This window comes from Flagellimonas okinawensis (assembly GCF_029194005.1).
Lineage (GTDB): Bacteria > Bacteroidota > Bacteroidia > Flavobacteriales > Flavobacteriaceae > Flagellimonas > Flagellimonas okinawensis.
The window spans coordinates 93,930-110,969 of sequence record NZ_JARFVA010000002.1; the positions used below are offsets into that span (position 1 = coordinate 93,930).

The window sequence follows — 17,040 nt, forward strand, 5'->3', positions numbered from 1 at the left end:
AAAGATAAAAATTAATGGGAGGGTAAATCAAAAGGGCCTGTTAAAGGCCCCTGTGATCCATTGAATTCCTTTTCATAGCTAAATTTTCTCCCTCCTAGCAATTCCGAGCCGTAATCGACTCTATATATATGAGTTAGTACACTTAAGATGTTATGTTATTAAAAAGGTTGCGTGGCCTTTGTAGCGTGTTGAAAGAAATGGTATTTTAGCCTTCCTAACATTTTTTACCATGAGCAAAGAAAAAGAAGCAAAATTAAAAGCCCTCAAACTTACATTGGACAAGTTGGACAAAACCTACGGAAAAGGTGCTGTCATGAAAATGGGGGACAGTGTTGTTGAAGATGTAGAGGTGATTTCTTCTGGCTCATTGGGACTGGACATTGCGCTTGGCGTTGGTGGCTACCCTAGAGGAAGAGTGATAGAAATCTATGGACCTGAATCTTCCGGTAAGACTACTTTGACACTGCATGCCATTGCCGAGGCACAAAAAGCTGGTGGTATTGCTGCATTTATTGATGCGGAACATGCCTTTGATCGCTTTTATGCCAAAAAATTGGGCGTGGATATCGACAATCTTATCATATCACAGCCCGACCATGGTGAACAAGCGCTGGAAATAGCGGATAACCTTATTCGTTCTGGAGCCATTGATATCGTTATTGTGGATTCTGTTGCCGCATTGACCCCTAAAAGTGAGATAGAGGGCGAAATGGGGGATTCCAAAATGGGATTGCACGCCCGTTTAATGTCCCAGGCCTTGCGAAAACTGACTTCGACCATCAGTAAAACAAAATGTACGGTTATATTCATTAACCAGTTAAGGGAAAAAATCGGCGTTATGTTCGGTAACCCCGAAACAACCACCGGTGGTAATGCTCTTAAATTTTATGCGTCCGTTCGTTTGGATATTAGAAGATCCACGCAGATAAAGAGCACGGATGGTGATGTTCAAGGAAACAAGACCAGGGTAAAAGTGGTAAAGAACAAAGTAGCTCCCCCATTTAAGACCGCAGAATTCGATATCATGTACGGTGAGGGCATCTCAAAAATTGGAGAAATCCTGGATTTGGGGGTCGCTTACGAAATCGTAAAGAAAAGTGGTTCTTGGTTCAGTTATGGAGATACCAAGTTGGGACAAGGTAGAGATGCCGTAAAAGCACTTTTATTGGACAACCCGGAACTTTCCGAAGAACTAGAGGCCAAAATCAAAGAGGCCATTGCCACGGTAAACGAGTAACCGCTTATCGATTTTTCGTGAAGATTAACTTTTGGTTGTGATAATCCCACGCAACCCTTGTTTGTAGCATACATCTAAGGAATAAAAGGATTATTATGAAAAAAGTGCTGATGCCTCTAATATTGCTAGTGGCATGCTCATGGTTCACTGCATGTGAGGTGGACGATGATTCCCCAAATTTTTACTTTACCGCCTTGACCACCGTTGAGGCCAATGTACCAGAATCTTTTGAATTTGGTGAAACCTATGATATTGAAGTAACTTACCTTAGGCCAAATGGTTGTACCTTCTTTGAAGGTTTTGATGTAATGCAAACAGCCGAAACCGATAGAGATGTGGTGGTAATAGGCTCTGTCCTCACAGATGAAGACCGTGCATGTACCCAAGCAGTGGAAGAAGTTGTGGCCATTTTAAAGTTCAATGTAATCTATACCGAAGAGTATAAATTTAGGTTTTACGCCGGTGACGATACGGATGGCAATGCGACCTATTTGGAATATACAATCCCGGTAGCTGCGCAGGCATCCACTAATTAAAACAACAATCCAGAATTGACCAACATTTGGATCTTGAAGAACTGATACATAAGTGTAAAAAGGGAAACCGACAGGCCCAGGCCGAGCTATATCGGAGATACTCCGGTGTGCTTTATGGCATGTGCCTAAAATATTCCCGTAATAAAACCGAGGCAGAAGACAATCTGCACGATAGTTTTATGATCATATATGATAAGGTCGGGCAGTTCAGTTTTAAAGGGTCTTTTGAAGGGTGGATCAAAAGAATAACGGTAAACACAGTACTTCAGAAATACAGAAAGGACCAACACCTAAATTTGGTTTCCGAAAATACAGAAGACCAGATAGAGGTCGAAACAGAAGATGCAGATATTAGCCTGCCTACCCTTTTGGGATACATTCAAGAACTACCGCACAAGTATCGGCTGACATTCAACCTTTACGTGCTGGACGGTTATAGCCATAAAGAAATCAGTGAAATGTTGGGGACATCCACTGGAACTTCAAAATCGAATTTGGCCAGGGCCAAGGCAATTTTGAGGGATAAAATTGAAAAAGCGAAAATAAACATTGCTTAAATAGATAACGATGGGGAAAAAGAATTTAGAGCAATTGTTCAAAGAAAGTTTTCAAAACTTTCAGGAAACTCCAGATGAGAAAGTCTGGTCTTCCATTGAAGCTTCTTTGGACAACAAGAAACAAAAAAAACGGGTCATACCCATTTGGTGGGGCCTTGGCGGAATTGCAGCCGCGCTTGCTGTCCTGTTGATGATCATCAACCCATTTGAAAATGGACCAGAACAAGAACAGATCATTTCCGATACGGATACCATAGAAGTACCTGAAGGATCTAGTGATTCTGAAAAAATGAACAGTGAAACTTTTTCGCCACCTTCCAACTCTCAGAAGGTTCAAGAAGGAATTGCGAACACTTCAAAAAGTGATGATTTGGACGACAACAGTGTTCGTACAAACGCAAGGAAACAGAGCGGAAATGGCAATTCACCACTAGTCAATAAGTCTTTAGTGGCATCCAACAACAATGATTCTCCAAAAGAAGATGAAAAAAACAAGGGCGGCAATCTCACTACCAACGTTATTTCTTCCGATCAAAATGGCGAATCATCTAATACGGCACTTGCAAAAAACACTGTCAAAAAAAATACACCAAAAGAGGGTGGAATATCTGGTGCCGAGACAAATGAGACCCTAATTGCACAAAATAAGGAGAACAAGGAAGAAGCTGAAAAACAATCCATTTATGATGCAATTGAGGAACAAAACGAACTAAAAGAAGCCATAACAGAAAACAAGAATGGCAAATGGTCCGTTGGGCCATCTTTGGCGCCAGTCTATTTTGATGCTGCGGGTACCGGATCTCCTGTAGGCTCGGATTTTACTTCCAACTCAAAATCGGGAAAGCTTAATCTGAGTTACGGACTTACGGTGGCCTATGAATTGGGCAAAAAGCTAAAAATCCGTTCTGGAGTACACAGAGTGGATTACGGCTACAACACCAACGACGTTGTTTTTTCTTCCACCTTAAGAGCAGCATCCACGGACAAGATTGCCAATATTGATTACAACACAACCTCTACCTCCATTGTAGTACAGAGTAAGGACAATGCTAAAAACTCCCCCTCATTGGCCTCTAAAGAAATTGCTTTGAGCGAAGCCCCTTCGTTGGATGGCAAAATGGTACAGCAGCTAGGTTATATCGAGGTGCCTCTGGAATTAAACTATGCCCTAGTGGACCGTAAGTTTGGGGTGGACTTAATAGGAGGGGTCAGTTCACTTTTCCTTGTGGATAATGCAGTTTTATTGGAATCCAATAGCCTTGTCACGGAAATGGGAGAAGCCAATAACATAAACTCATTGAATTTTAGTGCGAACTTAGGAATGGGACTTAACTACAAGTTTTCTCCTAAAATTAGAATCAATGTAGAGCCTGTTTTTAAATATCAATTAAATACATTTTCGAATGTCTCCGGAAACTTTCAGCCCTACACGATTGGAGTGTATAGCGGGTTTAGTTTTAGGTTTTAATCATAAAGAAGTTGGTTAGGAAGATTGCTCCTTAATGCAATCAATTGAGCGCTCTATTAAAATAGGGCGCTTTTTTTAGGCAATTTCATTCGCATATTTTTCTTACATTCAGGTTCTAAACACTAACCAACTTATTGATACTGTGAAACATCAGGAGTTCGAAGACATTCTTATTTACTTTTCCAAATCCCTTATGGGGCAGGAAAATGAAGAGGATATTCTTTGGGATGTTGCCAAAAATTGTATTTCCAAATTACGCTTTGTGGATTGCGTTATATATGTGATCGACAGCGATAATAAAAAACTGATTCGCAAGGCAGCATACACCCCAGAAAAACCGAAAAATCAAAAAAAAACCAGATTTAACCAATATCCCATTTGGAGAGGGAATAACAGGACACGTGGCAATTACCGGCAAAGCGGCCTTGGTTAGGGACACATCCAAAGATCCGCGCTACATAGAAAATAATATTGCCGGACTTTCCGAAATATGTGTGCCGATCATTTGTGAAGATATCCTATATGGGGTAATTGATTGTGAACATCCAGAAAAAGGCTTCTTTACAGGCCGCCACCTTAAACTACTTTCCGCCATAGCCTCCATTTGCGCCATCAAAATCAAAAGTGTTAGGGCCAATAAAGAACTTATAGACAAACAAGCTAAACTGATTTCCATTAATGAGGAAATGTTAGAACTAAAGCTTAGTGCTTTAAACTCACATCTCAATCCCCATTTTGTTTTCAACTCGCTAAATGCCATCCAATATTTCATTACAACACAGAACACAAAATCGGCATTGGATTATTTCTCCACTTTTAGCCGGCTTATCCGTTTTTATTTAAATCAACTTGGAAAAGACACCACACCGCTCTACAACGAAATCGACACCTTACATTGGTACCTAAAGCTTCAAAAGTTACGGTACAATGACTCATTTGATTATAGCATTTCCATTGATAGACCTAATAATGAAAATAAGGAAGCGACCATTCCTTCGTTCGTTGTGCCAATGCTTTTTGAGAACATTGTGGAGCAATCCAACAAAAACAATGTTACCAATCAGCACTTCGACATTTCTATAGCAGCTTTAAAGAATATTGTGAAGATGGAGGTAAAATACCAATGCAAAGGTTTGGAGAAAGAAGAATTGGAGAATGATGGCTACCGGGCCGACATTTTAAAATGGAACAATCAAGTTGAATTGCTCAACACTGTTAAGGGTTATAATATATCACACGAAACTTCCAGTTTTTTCAAAGATGGTGTTCATCAAAAAAATATAGCATTGGAACTTCCCAATCTAGTGGACCAAATCCTGTAATATTACATCCCTGACCTCTTCCCTTAATGTGGATGTATCTTCAAAACTTAAAATACCAGTTTCAAAAAAGGGATGAACAATAGCGCGAATTCTACCCGGGCTTCCGCTAAAAAAAGTAAAGGAAAAACGTTTTTTATTGTCTACAAAGGTCATGGGAACTACTGGAATCTTATGGGCAATGGCCATTTTAAAGGCTCCATCTTTGAACTTGTCCAAAACAACATCTTCTTCTGGCACACCACCTTCCGGAAATATACAAATACTCAATCCTTGATCCAATCTCCTCTGAGCACGCCGGTAGACTCCTGTTCTGCTCCTCACACTGTCCCTATCCACCATAATACATACCCTTTTGTAGAAAAAACCAAATATTGGAATGGTCTCCAGTTCTTTTTTCCCAACAAAAACAAAAGGATTTCTGCTTACAACCAACATCAACATAATATCCAGCATACTCGTATGGTTGGCAACTAGCATATAACTTTTGCCGCGCTCCATCCGCTGCTCCCTTCGAATTATGGGGATACAGCCCATACCGTACAAAATGGGTCTGGCCCACAGGTTACGTGCAAGCCAGAAAAATTGTGGATAGGTTTTCTCCGAAATAGTGAAAACAAGCAAAAAGGGGAAAAACAAAAGAATGGGAACGGTAACCAAAATATAGAACCATACCCTGTACACTGCGTGTCCCACATTTTTAATTATTCCAAGCATCTATCAAATGTAAAGTATTTCAAAATTTAAACTTTAATGGCACCTGATCTTTTAGACAAGGTGCTGCTTTTTTTATAAGTGAGGGATGCTTACTTTTACGGGCAAAAATTAGGCATGGCCCGAATTCTCACTGGAATACAAAGCACAGGAACACCTCACTTGGGTAATATTTTGGGTGCAATTGCACCAGCTATTGAAATGGCTCAGGACCCAAAAAACGATTCTTTCCTGTTTATTGCAGATATGCACTCACTGACCCAGATTAAAGATGGTGAGCTGCTAAGAAACAATACTTATGCCATTGCTGCTGCTTGGCTGGCCTTTGGCTTGGATATAGAAAAAACTGTTTTTTACAGACAGAGCGACATTCCACAAACTGCAGAATTGGCCTGGTACCTCAGCTGTTTTTTCCCATATCAACGTTTAACACTGGCCCATTCTTTCAAGGACAAGGCCGATAGGTTGGACGATGTAAACGCTGGACTATTTACCTATCCCATGTTGATGGCCGCCGATATTTTATTATATGATGCGGACATTGTTCCTGTAGGGAAAGACCAGCTCCAGCATTTAGAAATGACCCGCGATGTAGCCTCACGCTTCCATAATCAAATGGGAGAAACTTTTATTATGCCGGAAGCCAAGGTGCATGAACAAACCATGTATGTTCCCGGAACGGATGGTGAAAAAATGAGTAAAAGCCGAGGCAACCTTGTCAATTTGTTCCAAACGGACAAAAAATTGCGCAAGCAGATCATGGGTATCGTTACGGACAGCACCCCAATGGAAGAACCGAAGGACCCGAGCAAGGATAATGTATTTGCTTTATATAAATTATTGGCCAGCCCTGAACAGGTAGAGGAAATGAGTGCTAATTATTTGGCCGGAAACTACGGATACGGACATGCCAAACAAGCTTTATATGAACTCATCTTGGAAAGGTTTGAAGAGCCCCGTGAAAAGTTTGAATACTACATGAACCACAAAAACGAAGTGGATGAAGCTTTGGCCTTTGGTGCAGAAAAAGCACGTAAAGTTGCCGATAGCGTACTGGCAAGGGTGCGTGAAAAGTTGGGCTACTAGCCCTTAATCGTACTATTAATAATCCTAGCTTGTTCTTTTTACGTGGTCTGAAATCTTTAAAAGCCCTTTTTTTAACCTAAAATCAAACAAATCCTCGATTTTTTGTGGCAACCTCCCGTTGAACTACGCCTAAAAATAGAGTGACTGTTCTGTTATGGCTTGCATCGATGAGCTGCTGTCTTGCAACACTTCAAACCGTTTATGTTACTGTTTTTTCAGATGAGCGACAGACACTAGTGCCTATTTTAAGCTGATAAGATGTTTCTTTTGAAAAAAAATCATTGTTACAGTTTCCAACAATCGAGAAATCCAATTATCCAATACAACATTTATCCTTTTACCTGTAACCTTCTACCTAAACTCAACAATGACATTAACTACACCACCTCGAACATTTTACCGGGCAATGGTCGGATCAAGCTCTTCATTTCCATGTTCAATAAAGTGGACGAAACCTTAAAAATTGGCAAATTGCACTCCAAAGCAACGGTGTCTAGCAACTGTTTTCCGTTTAACTGCAAGGACGAGTAGATTGACTGTTCTGTTTCATCCAAGTCGATGAACAGCTGTTTCTGCACTGTTTTTTTTCTGTGCTTCCGTCTCAATTTCCCAATCCAAAAGGTAAATTAGCTCGGCCGCGGAGGTCAATAAGTGCGCTTTTTGACATTTGATGAGGTCGTTACAGCCTTTACTCCACTTATCGGTTGCCCATCTGGAAACTGCAAATACTTCTCTGTTATAACCATGGGCCAAATCCACAGTCACCAAACTGCCGCCTTTTTCCGCAGACTCTATTACAATGGTGGCTTCACTGATTCCAGCGATAATCCTGTTTGGTTATAGGAAGTTTTCCCGTTTGGGTCGGGCATTGCTCCAAAATTCCGTCATAAAACCACCATTCCTTTCCATCTTGGTTTGATATTAGGCATGTACCCTCGGATAAATTTTATTAAGTCCATGTGCCATACAAGCAATGGTCTGTAATCCGCGGTCCATTGCGGCTTTAAGGACAGCAATATCCACCCCGTAGGCCAAACCACTTACAATAACGGGGGTCAAGGGGGCTAATTCCTCTATACATTGATTATAAAATGAAGTTCCGTAGTTGGTAACGTTTCTCGTACTTACCACACTGATGATTTTTTGGCTCTTCAAATCGATGTTTGCCCGCTGGAACAGCAAAACACAATGCTTTAATCTGGCAGGGTAATCCTCCTCCATAAAAAAGAAATGGCAATGTCCTCTTTGGATAAAAAATCGAACTTCTTTTGGGCTTATTCCAAATGAATGGTGTCCAAAAGTCCCTTCAAGGTTACTTTTCCAATACCATCAATCTTTAAAAGGTGGTGCAGTTTATCCTCAAAAACGGCAGATGGGCTTCCACAGTGGGGCAATTAATTTTTTGACTGTAACATATCCGACATTCGGAATGTTCTGCAGCCGCAAAGCTGCAATAATTTCAGGTTCAGTCATTTGATTCGGGCGTCAAAGTTGTCCACAAAATACAGATTTTCAAATGTTAATAAAAAGTTATCCGGCTTATTTTGTACTGTCTCATTTTTTACAATATTTGTGGCTATGCGGATAGATTCATACATAGAAAAATTGTTGTTCGATTACAACTGTGTTGTTGTACCCGGTTTTGGTGCTTTTTTGGCCCATGGTACATCCGCTGAAATTGATTTGACGACCAACACTTTGGTTCCGCCGAGCAAGACCATTTCCTTTAATGCCCAACTTTCCAAAAACGATGGACTTTTGGTATCGCACATTTCCAAAGAAAAGAACTTAGGATACGAGGATATGCTCCAAGAAGTGGAAAACATTGCTCAGGATTGGAACACCAAATTGGCCCAAGGCGAAAGCATTGAGCTTTTTGGAATTGGAAAACTGTGGCACAACAGCGAACAGCGTATCCAATTTCAGCCTGAGGAAAAAATCAATTTTCTAACATCTTCTTTTGGACTGTCCACATTTGCGGCAACGCCAATCCAACGTGAAGTGATCAAAGAAGAGGTGGAAGAATTGGAAGAGCGTATTCCATTTATCATCACTCCTGAAAAAAGGGAGCAAACCTCCTTTAGACCTTGGTTAAAGTATGCCGCTGTAATTCTATTGGCCGTTTCTTTGGGTGTGACCTCGTATCGCACATATGGCGACCTGCAACAAAAAGAAGTTGCAGCACAGCAAGATGCCCAAAAACAGGTGTCGCGTTTGATACAAGAAGCTACTTTTTTTGAAAGCGCCCCATTGGAACTTCCTGCGATCAACCTTAACGTGACCAAAAAGCAATTGGGCAAGCACCATATTATTGCCGGCGCCTTCCGAGAAGAACAAAATGCCGGCAAAAAGGTAGATCAATTAAAAGATAAAGGCTACAATGCCTTTTATTTGGGAGTTAACAAATATGGGCTACACCAAGTGGCTTATGACAGTTTTGACGACCCCAAGGAAGCGCTTGTGTTTTTAAGAAAGGTAAAAGCAGAGGATTCAAGAGATGCTTGGATGCTTTCCGAGAAATAATTCCGCTTTCCTTTAAAACCATTCCTCACTTCAATATCTTTGCGCAAAATTTTAAGGTATGCGCTCTAAAACTCCCAGTGAATCACGCACGGTCATGACCGATTTGGTATTGCCAAGTGAGACCAACCCGCTCAACAATCTTTTTGGTGGGGAACTCTTGGCCCGAATGGACCGAGCTGCCAGTATTTCGGCCCGTAGACACAGCCGTCGTATTACGGTGACCGCCTCGGTAAACCATGTAGCCTTTAACAGGGCAGTCCCTCTTGGTAGTGTTGTAACGGTGGAAGCATCGGTTTCCAGAGCCTTTAAAACATCAATGGAAATTTTTATAGATGTTTGGATCGAAGATCGTTTTACAGGTGAACGCACCAAGGCCAACGAGGCCATCTACACCTTTGTAGCGGTGGACGATACGGGAAAACCAACCGAAGTACCGCCATTGGAGCCTGAAACCGACCTGGAAAAAGAACGCTTTGCCGCGGCTTTGAGACGTAAACAGTTGAGTTTGGTGCTTGCTGGTAAAATGAAACCAGCAGAAGCCACGGAGCTTAAGGCACTTTTTACTTCTTAAAGAGGCTGTTCTGTTGAATTCTGGTTTGTTGTAGATTTTTAATCCATTGTCATCTTGAGCGAAGTCGAGAGGTTATGGTGATTTCAATTTGAACGAGGTCCGGACTACGCTCGACCTGACATTATCTGCTCTAGAAAAAATTATAAAGGAAAATAGGTCGAGCGTAAATTTCTCAGATTTTAAAAATCAAAATTGTCGGGGTCGGGACCAAAACGTTTGCCATTATCCAATCCATCAAGAAGGGCTACATCCTCTTCTGATAATTCAAAATCGAACAAGTCGGAATTGGCGATGATACGTTCTTTTTTGGATGATTTAGGAATGGTGACCACCCCTTTTTGTAAATCCCAACGCAAAACGATCTGTGCAATGGTCTTATCGTATTTGGAGGCCAAATCCTTCATGATATCGAGCTCAAAGACATTTCCCTGCATCAACGGAGACCATGCCTCGTATTGAATGCCTTTGGAATTGCAGAACTCGATCAAATCTTGTTGTACCAAATACGGGTGGAACTCCATTTGGTTCACCATCGGCACAATCTCGGCAGATGTCAACAAGTCCTCCAAATGATGCTGTAGAAAATTGCTCACCCCTATGGCCCTTACCTTCTTTTCCCTGTATAATTTCTCCAAGGCCCTCCATGTGTCTTTGGATATGTCTCCCTTAGGCCAATGCACTAGGTACAAATCGAGATAATCGGTTCCCAAACGTTCCAAACTGGCATCAAAAGCTTTAAGTGTGGAATCATAACCCTGATCGGTATTCCAGACCTTGCTTACCAAAAACACGTCCCTTCTATCCACATTACTTTCACGGATTCCCTGCCCAACACCTTCTTCATTATTGTAGATTGAGGCTGTGTCTATGTGCCGATAACCGTGGTTCAGGGCATCTTTTACTGCATTGACCACTTCACTTCCATCTTTGGAAAGATAAACGCCCAATCCAAAATAGGGCATCTGGACCCCGTTGTGCAATTCAAAGGAACCCTGCAAATCTGTTATTTTCTTCATAATGTTACAATTGATAGATCCAATCTTCGGGATTCAAGCGATTGGAGTCCTTATAAAGATAAAACTTCAATTTGGTAGTACCGTCCAACCGATTGGTGTTTATTTCTCCCAACACTTCTTTGGCGGCTACTTTATCTCCCTTTTTTACATACAGATTGGAAAGGTTATAATAGGTGCTGATATAATTTCCGTGCTTTATTTGGACCCCTTTATTGCCACCGGGAACGGAGAGTATGGCTATGACTTCGCCTTCAAAAATGGCACGGGCCTTACTACCCGCATCGGTTGTAATGGTCACACCATTGTTCCTGTGCTTTATGCCAGGATACAATTTGTCCGCATACACCCCATACCCTTGACTTTTAATTCCTTTTTCCACTGGCCATATCAATCTACCCTTGTTGGAAGAAAAGTTGTCTGCCAACAATTTAGCTTCTGGCGTAAGGGCAAAAGTTGCACTGCTTGAAGAATTTCCTGAACTTTTATTGGAACTGGCTATGGCACTTTTGATCATTCTCTCTATCTCTCGATCAATTCTACGGGCCTCCTTTTGCTTTTCGGCAATAGCGGCGGTGTATTTCGCCTCGTTTTGTTTAATGCTGGTTAATAGGCTCCTTTGGGATTCAATTTCTTTGGACAACTCCGTCTTGGCTTTTTGATTTTCTGCGATAAGCTGATCCTTTTCCTTTCGCTGTCGGACCAGATCTTGGTTCAAGGCCTTCAGCTCTTCGGTTTTTTGTACAATTCCTTCTCCTTGCTTTTTTCGGTGTTTTGCATATTGCTGCATATACTGTAACCGCTTGTACGCCTGAAAAAAGTTTTCGGCAGAGAGCAAAAACATCAGACGGTTGCTTTGTGATTTGTTCTGATAGGTTTTCTGGATCAGTTCTGCATAGTCCTCCTTCAAAATCTTCAAATCTTCCCTAAGCTTGCTAATGTTTCTTATGTTGACATTGATTTGTCTATTGAGCAGATTGGATTGTTGGTTAGTGACACGAATGAGTTCTTGACGGACATTTATTTTATTGTCCAGAGCCTCCATTTGATCTAGAACAGACCCCTTTTCCTTACGTTCTGCAAAGAGCAACCTATTGATTTCCTTGATTTCCTCTTGCAAGCGCTCCCTTTTGGCCTCAAGGACCTTTTGCTCACTGGTTTGGGCTATAGCACCAAAAGAAGTTAATAATATAACTATCAGAATATATTTACAATATGAAGTTTTACCTTTCATATTACTTTAATGTAATTTTATCATAACCCTTTGGAACCTTATAGGGAAAATTCATGGGTTTATTGAGTTCCAAGTTGCGAAAACTCAAGTCTATAGTGGTTAGCTCTCCCGCTTCTTCAGCAACTATCTTAATGTCCTCAGGCAAAACATTTCCAGAAATATCCTGATAGGTATATTTAGCTAATAATTGTCTTGCATTTTCAGGTTGGGATATTTCCTGGGTATCAATCTTAAAGTTTTTGGGCTCCAATTGAAATAAAATCTTGAACAGTTCCCTGGCCTTTTTTGGCTTTAATTGATAGTTGCCATTATACACTTCGGAATTGAATTTCTCCTTTCTTAAGTCCAAAACGGCATTACCTAGAAGAAGGTTCTGTACCTTTTCGAAATCCAGTTCTGTTCCGAGTAAATCGCTTAAGTAACTAAAGTCACCATCGAAATATTCGTTTTGGAGTTTATTGTAAAATGACACTTTATTTGGTGTAATATGAGCTTTAACAACGCCGAGAGGTGCGCTCATCCATATGACCTTGTCCTTTTCCATACGAAGGCTCACATTTACTCCTTGTGAATCATCGCCATTGGCATAGTCGATTTTAACGCGTCCCCTTAACGTTTTAAAATTTGGCTGGTTTGAGTAATGGGCACTGATGATATTTTTTGCCGAAAGTTTTGAGTTGACCTCCCCTCCTGATATCGACTTGGTACTTTTACAAGCACCAAAAGTCAATAGCATTGCTAATATCACGGCAATTTTAGATATGTTTTTATATAGGCTCATTATAATCCCGAATTGATCTTGTTCAAATATTCATTTGCCTTTTGTGTATTCCCAATTTGGGAATACCCTTCAGAAAGCTGCCTAAATATTTTATTCTGCAAACTATCGTCCTCCAAGAGGTAATCAAGGCCGCTTTCCAAAACCTCTATGCCCTTATTTGGATTACCTGTATTGTTCAAAGCAGTTCCGTATGCATAATAAAAATATGGTTGTAGCGGATAGGTATCCAATGCCTCTTGGGATTGCTCCAGCAACTCTTTAAAATTGGAATCGGCAATGTATTGCTCCATCTGGGCTTTTAAAACTGCTGCAGGATCGTCCGAATCCGCTTCCCTCTTTACAATTGGGGCCGTTTGTGGGTCAGCATCCTTATTTAGTGAGTCATTTATCTTTCGGGCTAAGTCCGATTTTAATTGAGAATTCTCCAAATCATCCAGCACCCTTGAAACGTCTCCATATTTTTTCATTTTAAAAAGGGAAACTGCCATATTTTGCTGTAACTTCTTGTTGTCGTAGGGTATACGCTGTTTAATACTTTCCAATGGACTTCCTTGCTTGTCCAATATAGTAAGAACGTTGTCCAAATACCAATAATCCTCGGGTTCCGAAAGCAAGGCAGCAACCGCATAGTCTTGGGCCTGTACATATTTTTTATCCAACATATAGGCTTTGGCCAATTCATAATCCACCACACTATTTTCGGGTTCCAGTTGCTTGCACTTGAGCAACAAATCAACAGCTCTGTCGTAGTTTTGGATGCCTTTCTGCTTTAGTGCTTCAAAAAAGTTTTCTTGAAACTCATCGGTATATTCTTCAAGGTAGACTTCGGCGCTTTCCTGTTCTTCTTGGGCATAGGTATTGTAATGCATCATAATTGACACTCCTAAAACCATCCAAACAAGAAGTTCCTTTTTCATAACATCCTATGTCCCCATCGAACTAAAAACCTATTTAAAGTTATTCCAAAACGGAATAATCTCCAATACTAATGGCTTCAAAATTACCGTCGTATACCACATGATTGCCAATCATGGCGTTATCCAAATTGGCATTACTGATCTTACTATTGCTCTGGATCAGACTGTTTTTTACCGTAGAGTTCTCTATAACGGTATTGGCACCGATTGAAACATAAGGTCCAACCGTAGTGTTTTTGAGCACAACATTTTCGCCGATAAAACAAGGCTCAACTATATTGGCATTTTCTTGATTTACAGAATCGGAAATCATTTGCTCTCCTTCCTTCTCTAAAAAGCCCAACATGCGTTGATTCGTCTCCACGGTCACATTTTTGTTGCCACAATCCATCCATTCGTCCACTTTACCTGGAACAAATTTCATGCCCTTTTCCATCATTCGTTTTATACCATCATTAATTTGGTACTCCCCGCCATGCTTTATATCATGGTCCAATACATGTTGCAGCTCATTTTTGAGTACTTCCACGTCTTTGAAATAATAGATGCCGATTACGGCCAGATCGGAAACATATTCTTTTGGCTTCTCCACCAACTCAACAATCTCTTTGTTATCGTTCAACTGGACCACTCCATAAGCTTCCGGGCGTTCCACTTGCTTAACCCATATAACACTATCAGCTGATTTGTCCAAATCAAAATCTGCTCGGATAAGAGTATCGGCATATGCAATTACCGCGGGCCCGCTCAAGGATTCTTTGGCACTCATAATGGCATGTCCTGTCCCCAGGGGTTTGTCCTGTCTGTAAATGGACCCCTTCGCCCCTAGTTCGCTGGCCAGTTCCATTAGGCTCTCTACCACATCGTCCCCGAAAAAGGCAGGATCTCCGAGAATAAAAGCGACCTCTTCGATAGGTTCTCCCAACACCTTGGCAATATCACTTACCAATCGGTGCACGATAGGTTTACCCGCGACAGGTATTAACGGTTTTGGAATTGTTAATGTGTGTGGTCTTAAACGGGATCCTCTTCCCGCCATTGGAACGATTATTTTCATAGATATGCCCGCAAAGGCGGGTTGCTTTTAATGGTTATACATTCATAAGGTCTCGACTGCGCTCGACCTGACATAATTGATTATTTGGTGCCTGTACTGCCGAATCCGCCTTCGCCCCGATCTGTGCTGGAAAGGGTTTCAACCTCTTCCCATTCGGCACGTTCATGTTTAGCGATGACCATTTGTGCAATGCGCTCACCATTTTCGACGGTAAAATCCTCATTGGAAAGATTGACCAAAATAACCCCTACGTTTCCTCGGTAATCAGCATCGATAGTACCAGGCGCATTGAGCACCGTTATTCCTTTTTTGGCGGCCAATCCGCTGCGTGGGCGAACTTGTGCCTCATAGCCCACTGGAAGCTCCATAAACAATCCTGTGGGGACTATGGCCCTTTCCAATGGTTTCAATGTTATCGGTGAATCTAGATCTGCCCTTAAATCCATCCCTGCAGAGGCAAGAGTTTCATAATGCGGCAATTTATGGCCCGATTTATTGATGATCTTAATTTTCACGCTTTATAAAAATTCTTTTAAGTTTATCTGCTTCCATCTTATACACTAGCCCCAAAAATAACAAAAACAGTGTGCTGCCCGCTATTAAATTTCTATTAAAAACATAGAACGAAAGTATTGAAAACACGAGCGATACGGACAGATAGAAAACAATCTTCCGCATATTATACGGAACGGGGTAATATTTTTTCCCAAAGTGATAGGACAACAGCATCATGCTGCCATAGGCCGCCAAGGTAGCAAGCGCCGATGCCATATAGCCAATTTTTGGAATCAGACTTATGTTTATGACCAATGTGATGATGGCTCCAATAGAGGAAATGTAGGCCCCGAACTTAGTTCTATCGGTTACCTTGTACCATACGGATAGATTGTGGTAAATACCCAAGCAGAAACTGGCCAAAAGTATGATGGGAACCACGTCCAAGGCTTCCCAAAATGCTTGGTCGCGGACCAATAATTTTTTCAAGGGGTCGATAAACACCATGACACCCAAGAAGATAAGACTACCCATGATCACAAAATAGTTGGTAATCTGAGCATAGGCCTTTTTCGGGTTTTCCGTATTGGCATGACTGAAAAAGAACGGTTCCACCCCTAATCGGAAGGCAGTACCGAATAGCGTCATGAATACCGCCAGTTTATAGCAGGCTGAATATTTCCCTATTTCCGCCTTGGCAATGTCTTCGGGCAATAACCTATCCAGAAGGATACGGTCAAACACCTCGTTGACCGTAAATGCAAGTCCAGCTATCATAATGGGCAAGGAATATTTGAGCATTTCCTTCCACAATTGCTTGTCGAACTTGTATTTGGTATCAAAATAGATGCCACTAATCCAAAGAAAAGCCACGCCGCTGGAAATAACATTGGCGATAAAGACATATTCTATCTGAAAGTCTTCTTTATAGATTTCCGACCAAAATGGCTGTCCATTTTCGGCCATTTTTGGCAACAGGGTCAAGAAGAAAATGTTCAGCAGCAAATTGATGGCCACACTGGTCACTTTTACAATGGAATACCGAAGAGGTCGCTCCTTTGCCCTGAGCCAAGCAAAGGGAACAATGGCCAGTGCATCCAAAACCAGAATCAGGATGATGTAGATGATTAATGACTCTTTGACATCAATAAGCGAAGCAAACGTCTCTTTGAACATCAGTGCCGCCACAAAAAACAACAAGGAAGACAGTAACAATGACAGCAAAGAAGTTGAAATTACATGCTCTTTATTCGCGTGCTTGTTGAAAAATCGGAAAAAGGCCGTTTCCATACCGTAAGCGAGCACCACATTAAAAATGGCAAACCATGAGAAGATCACTGAGATCTCACCGTAGGTTTCAGGATTCATTACGGAGGTGTACAACGGTACCAATAGAAAAGAGAGCACTCTTGGCAATACAGTGGCCAAACCGTAGATAAACGTTTGTTTAAAAAGCCTCTTAAGTGGATTCAATAGGTGTTGCTTCTTTAAAAACCTTGATTAGGTGGCTACAAGTTACGCAAAAGCCATTA

At 41.3% G+C, this 17,040-nt stretch carries 18 protein-coding genes and 1 pseudogene; 9 read left to right on the forward strand and 10 right to left on the reverse strand.

Annotated elements, in window-relative coordinates; all coding sequences use genetic code 11:
• The first annotated feature begins 229 nt into the window (after window positions 1-229).
• The 6 genes from recA (at window position 230) to PY091_RS06295 (ending at window position 5,120) form a co-directional block, all read left to right on the forward strand.
• Entirely contained in the window at window positions 230-1,237 is a 1,008-nt protein-coding gene (recA, locus tag PY091_RS06270) for a recombinase RecA (protein WP_275648853.1), read from the forward strand.
• 95 nt (window positions 1,238-1,332) lie between these two features.
• On the forward strand, window positions 1,333-1,773 hold the full coding sequence (locus PY091_RS06275) for a hypothetical protein (RefSeq protein ID WP_275648854.1): 441 nt from the start codon (window positions 1,333-1,335) through the stop codon (window positions 1,771-1,773).
• 26 nt (window positions 1,774-1,799) lie between these two features.
• The gene (locus tag PY091_RS06280; RefSeq protein WP_275648855.1) at window positions 1,800-2,330 is read left to right on the forward strand and encodes an RNA polymerase sigma factor; all 531 of its coding nucleotides are present in this window, start codon (window positions 1,800-1,802) and stop codon (window positions 2,328-2,330) included.
• A gap of 10 nt (window positions 2,331-2,340) precedes the next feature.
• Window positions 2,341-3,798, forward strand: a complete 1,458-nt coding sequence (locus tag PY091_RS06285; protein WP_275648856.1) for an outer membrane beta-barrel protein — start codon at window positions 2,341-2,343, stop codon at window positions 3,796-3,798.
• 142 nt (window positions 3,799-3,940) lie between these two features.
• Window positions 3,941-4,231, forward strand: a complete 291-nt coding sequence (locus PY091_RS06290) for a hypothetical protein (protein ID WP_275648857.1) — start codon at window positions 3,941-3,943, stop codon at window positions 4,229-4,231.
• Window positions 4,200-5,120, forward strand: coding sequence for a histidine kinase (locus tag PY091_RS06295; protein ID WP_275648858.1), 921 nt, complete (start codon window positions 4,200-4,202; stop codon window positions 5,118-5,120). The genes PY091_RS06290 and PY091_RS06295 overlap by 32 nt, the downstream gene beginning before the upstream one ends.
• Here PY091_RS06295 and PY091_RS06300 read toward each other — a convergent pair.
• Window positions 5,100-5,834 carry a lysophospholipid acyltransferase family protein gene (locus PY091_RS06300; protein ID WP_275648859.1) on the reverse strand — a complete coding sequence of 245 codons (735 nt, stop codon included), beginning with the start codon at window positions 5,832-5,834 and terminating at the stop codon, window positions 5,100-5,102. The two genes, PY091_RS06295 and PY091_RS06300, sit on opposite strands and share 21 nt — an antisense overlap.
• A gap of 114 nt (window positions 5,835-5,948) precedes the next feature.
• Here PY091_RS06300 and trpS point away from each other — a divergent pair, with 114 nt between their 5' ends.
• A complete protein-coding gene (gene trpS / locus PY091_RS06305; RefSeq protein WP_275648860.1) occupies window positions 5,949-6,917 on the forward strand; it encodes a tryptophan--tRNA ligase in 969 nt (322 codons plus the stop codon).
• A 377-nt stretch (window positions 6,918-7,294) separates the two neighbouring features.
• Here trpS and PY091_RS18690 read toward each other — a convergent pair whose 3' ends face one another.
• Both PY091_RS18690 and PY091_RS18695 read right to left on the reverse strand, forming a co-directional pair.
• Window positions 7,295-7,495 carry a DprA-like winged helix domain-containing protein gene (locus PY091_RS18690; RefSeq protein ID WP_417956755.1) on the reverse strand — a complete coding sequence of 67 codons (201 nt, stop codon included), beginning with the start codon at window positions 7,493-7,495 and terminating at the stop codon, window positions 7,295-7,297.
• Window positions 7,464-8,138 (reverse strand): annotated as a pseudogene (locus tag PY091_RS18695) (DNA-processing protein DprA). The gene PY091_RS18690 and the pseudogene PY091_RS18695 overlap by 32 nt, the downstream one beginning before the upstream one ends.
• Window positions 8,139-8,495: 357 nt before the next feature.
• On the opposite strand from PY091_RS18695, the gene PY091_RS06315 reads away from it, so the two are divergent.
• Window positions 8,496-9,440 carry an HU domain-containing protein gene (locus tag PY091_RS06315; RefSeq protein ID WP_275648861.1) on the forward strand — a complete coding sequence of 315 codons (945 nt, stop codon included), beginning with the start codon at window positions 8,496-8,498 and terminating at the stop codon, window positions 9,438-9,440.
• Between the two features lie 58 nt (window positions 9,441-9,498).
• Window positions 9,499-10,011 carry an acyl-CoA thioesterase gene (locus tag PY091_RS06320; RefSeq protein ID WP_275648862.1) on the forward strand — a complete coding sequence of 171 codons (513 nt, stop codon included), beginning with the start codon at window positions 9,499-9,501 and terminating at the stop codon, window positions 10,009-10,011.
• Between the two features lie 179 nt (window positions 10,012-10,190).
• On the opposite strand, the gene PY091_RS06325 is transcribed toward PY091_RS06320, so the two are convergent.
• The 7 genes from PY091_RS06325 to PY091_RS06355 all read right to left on the reverse strand — a co-directional run bounded on the left by PY091_RS06325 (window position 10,191) and on the right by PY091_RS06355 (window position 16,981).
• Complete coding sequence (locus PY091_RS06325; RefSeq protein ID WP_275648863.1) at window positions 10,191-11,027, reverse strand: aldo/keto reductase; 837 nt, start codon at window positions 11,025-11,027, stop codon at window positions 10,191-10,193.
• A gap of 4 nt (window positions 11,028-11,031) precedes the next feature.
• On the reverse strand, window positions 11,032-12,258 hold the full coding sequence (locus PY091_RS06330; RefSeq protein ID WP_275648864.1) for a murein hydrolase activator EnvC family protein: 1,227 nt from the start codon (window positions 12,256-12,258) through the stop codon (window positions 11,032-11,034).
• 1 nt (window position 12,259) lies between these two features.
• Window positions 12,260-13,039 (reverse strand): lipoprotein insertase outer membrane protein LolB1, encoded by a 780-nt coding sequence (lolB1, locus tag PY091_RS06335; RefSeq protein ID WP_275648865.1) that lies wholly within the window; start codon window positions 13,037-13,039, stop codon window positions 12,260-12,262.
• Window positions 13,039-13,956: a tetratricopeptide repeat protein gene (locus PY091_RS06340; RefSeq protein ID WP_275648866.1), complete on the reverse strand. Its 918-nt coding sequence runs from the start codon at window positions 13,954-13,956 to the stop codon at window positions 13,039-13,041. The genes lolB1 and PY091_RS06340 overlap by 1 nt, the downstream gene beginning before the upstream one ends.
• A 40-nt stretch (window positions 13,957-13,996) precedes the next feature.
• Window positions 13,997-15,013, reverse strand: a complete 1,017-nt coding sequence (locus PY091_RS06345; protein ID WP_275648867.1) for a sugar phosphate nucleotidyltransferase — start codon at window positions 15,011-15,013, stop codon at window positions 13,997-13,999.
• Window positions 15,014-15,093: 80 nt separating this feature from the next.
• A complete protein-coding gene (gene dut, locus PY091_RS06350) occupies window positions 15,094-15,528 on the reverse strand; it encodes a dUTP diphosphatase (protein WP_275648868.1) in 435 nt (144 codons plus the stop codon).
• A complete protein-coding gene (locus PY091_RS06355) occupies window positions 15,518-16,981 on the reverse strand; it encodes a lipopolysaccharide biosynthesis protein (RefSeq protein WP_275648869.1) in 1,464 nt (487 codons plus the stop codon). The genes dut and PY091_RS06355 overlap by 11 nt, the downstream gene beginning before the upstream one ends.
• Window positions 16,982-17,040: the final 59 nt, after the last annotated feature.

Coding starts and splice junctions, on each gene's coding strand:
- recA (WP_275648853.1), top strand. CDS start 230: ATGAGCAAAGAAAAAGAAGCAAAATTAAAAGCCCTCAAACTTACATTG.
- PY091_RS06275 (WP_275648854.1), top strand. CDS start 1,333: ATGAAAAAAGTGCTGATGCCTCTAATATTGCTAGTGGCATGCTCATGG.
- PY091_RS06285 (WP_275648856.1), top strand. CDS start 2,341: ATGGGGAAAAAGAATTTAGAGCAATTGTTCAAAGAAAGTTTTCAAAAC.
- PY091_RS06300 (WP_275648859.1), bottom strand. CDS start 5,834: ATGCTTGGAATAATTAAAAATGTGGGACACGCAGTGTACAGGGTATGG.
- trpS (WP_275648860.1), top strand. CDS start 5,949: ATGGCCCGAATTCTCACTGGAATACAAAGCACAGGAACACCTCACTTG.
- PY091_RS06315 (WP_275648861.1), top strand. CDS start 8,496: ATGCGGATAGATTCATACATAGAAAAATTGTTGTTCGATTACAACTGT.
- PY091_RS06320 (WP_275648862.1), top strand. CDS start 9,499: ATGCGCTCTAAAACTCCCAGTGAATCACGCACGGTCATGACCGATTTG.
- PY091_RS06325 (WP_275648863.1), bottom strand. CDS start 11,027: ATGAAGAAAATAACAGATTTGCAGGGTTCCTTTGAATTGCACAACGGG.
- PY091_RS06330 (WP_275648864.1), bottom strand. CDS start 12,258: ATGAAAGGTAAAACTTCATATTGTAAATATATTCTGATAGTTATATTA.
- lolB1 (WP_275648865.1), bottom strand. CDS start 13,039: ATGAGCCTATATAAAAACATATCTAAAATTGCCGTGATATTAGCAATG.
- PY091_RS06340 (WP_275648866.1), bottom strand. CDS start 13,956: ATGAAAAAGGAACTTCTTGTTTGGATGGTTTTAGGAGTGTCAATTATG.
- PY091_RS06345 (WP_275648867.1), bottom strand. CDS start 15,013: ATGAAAATAATCGTTCCAATGGCGGGAAGAGGATCCCGTTTAAGACCA.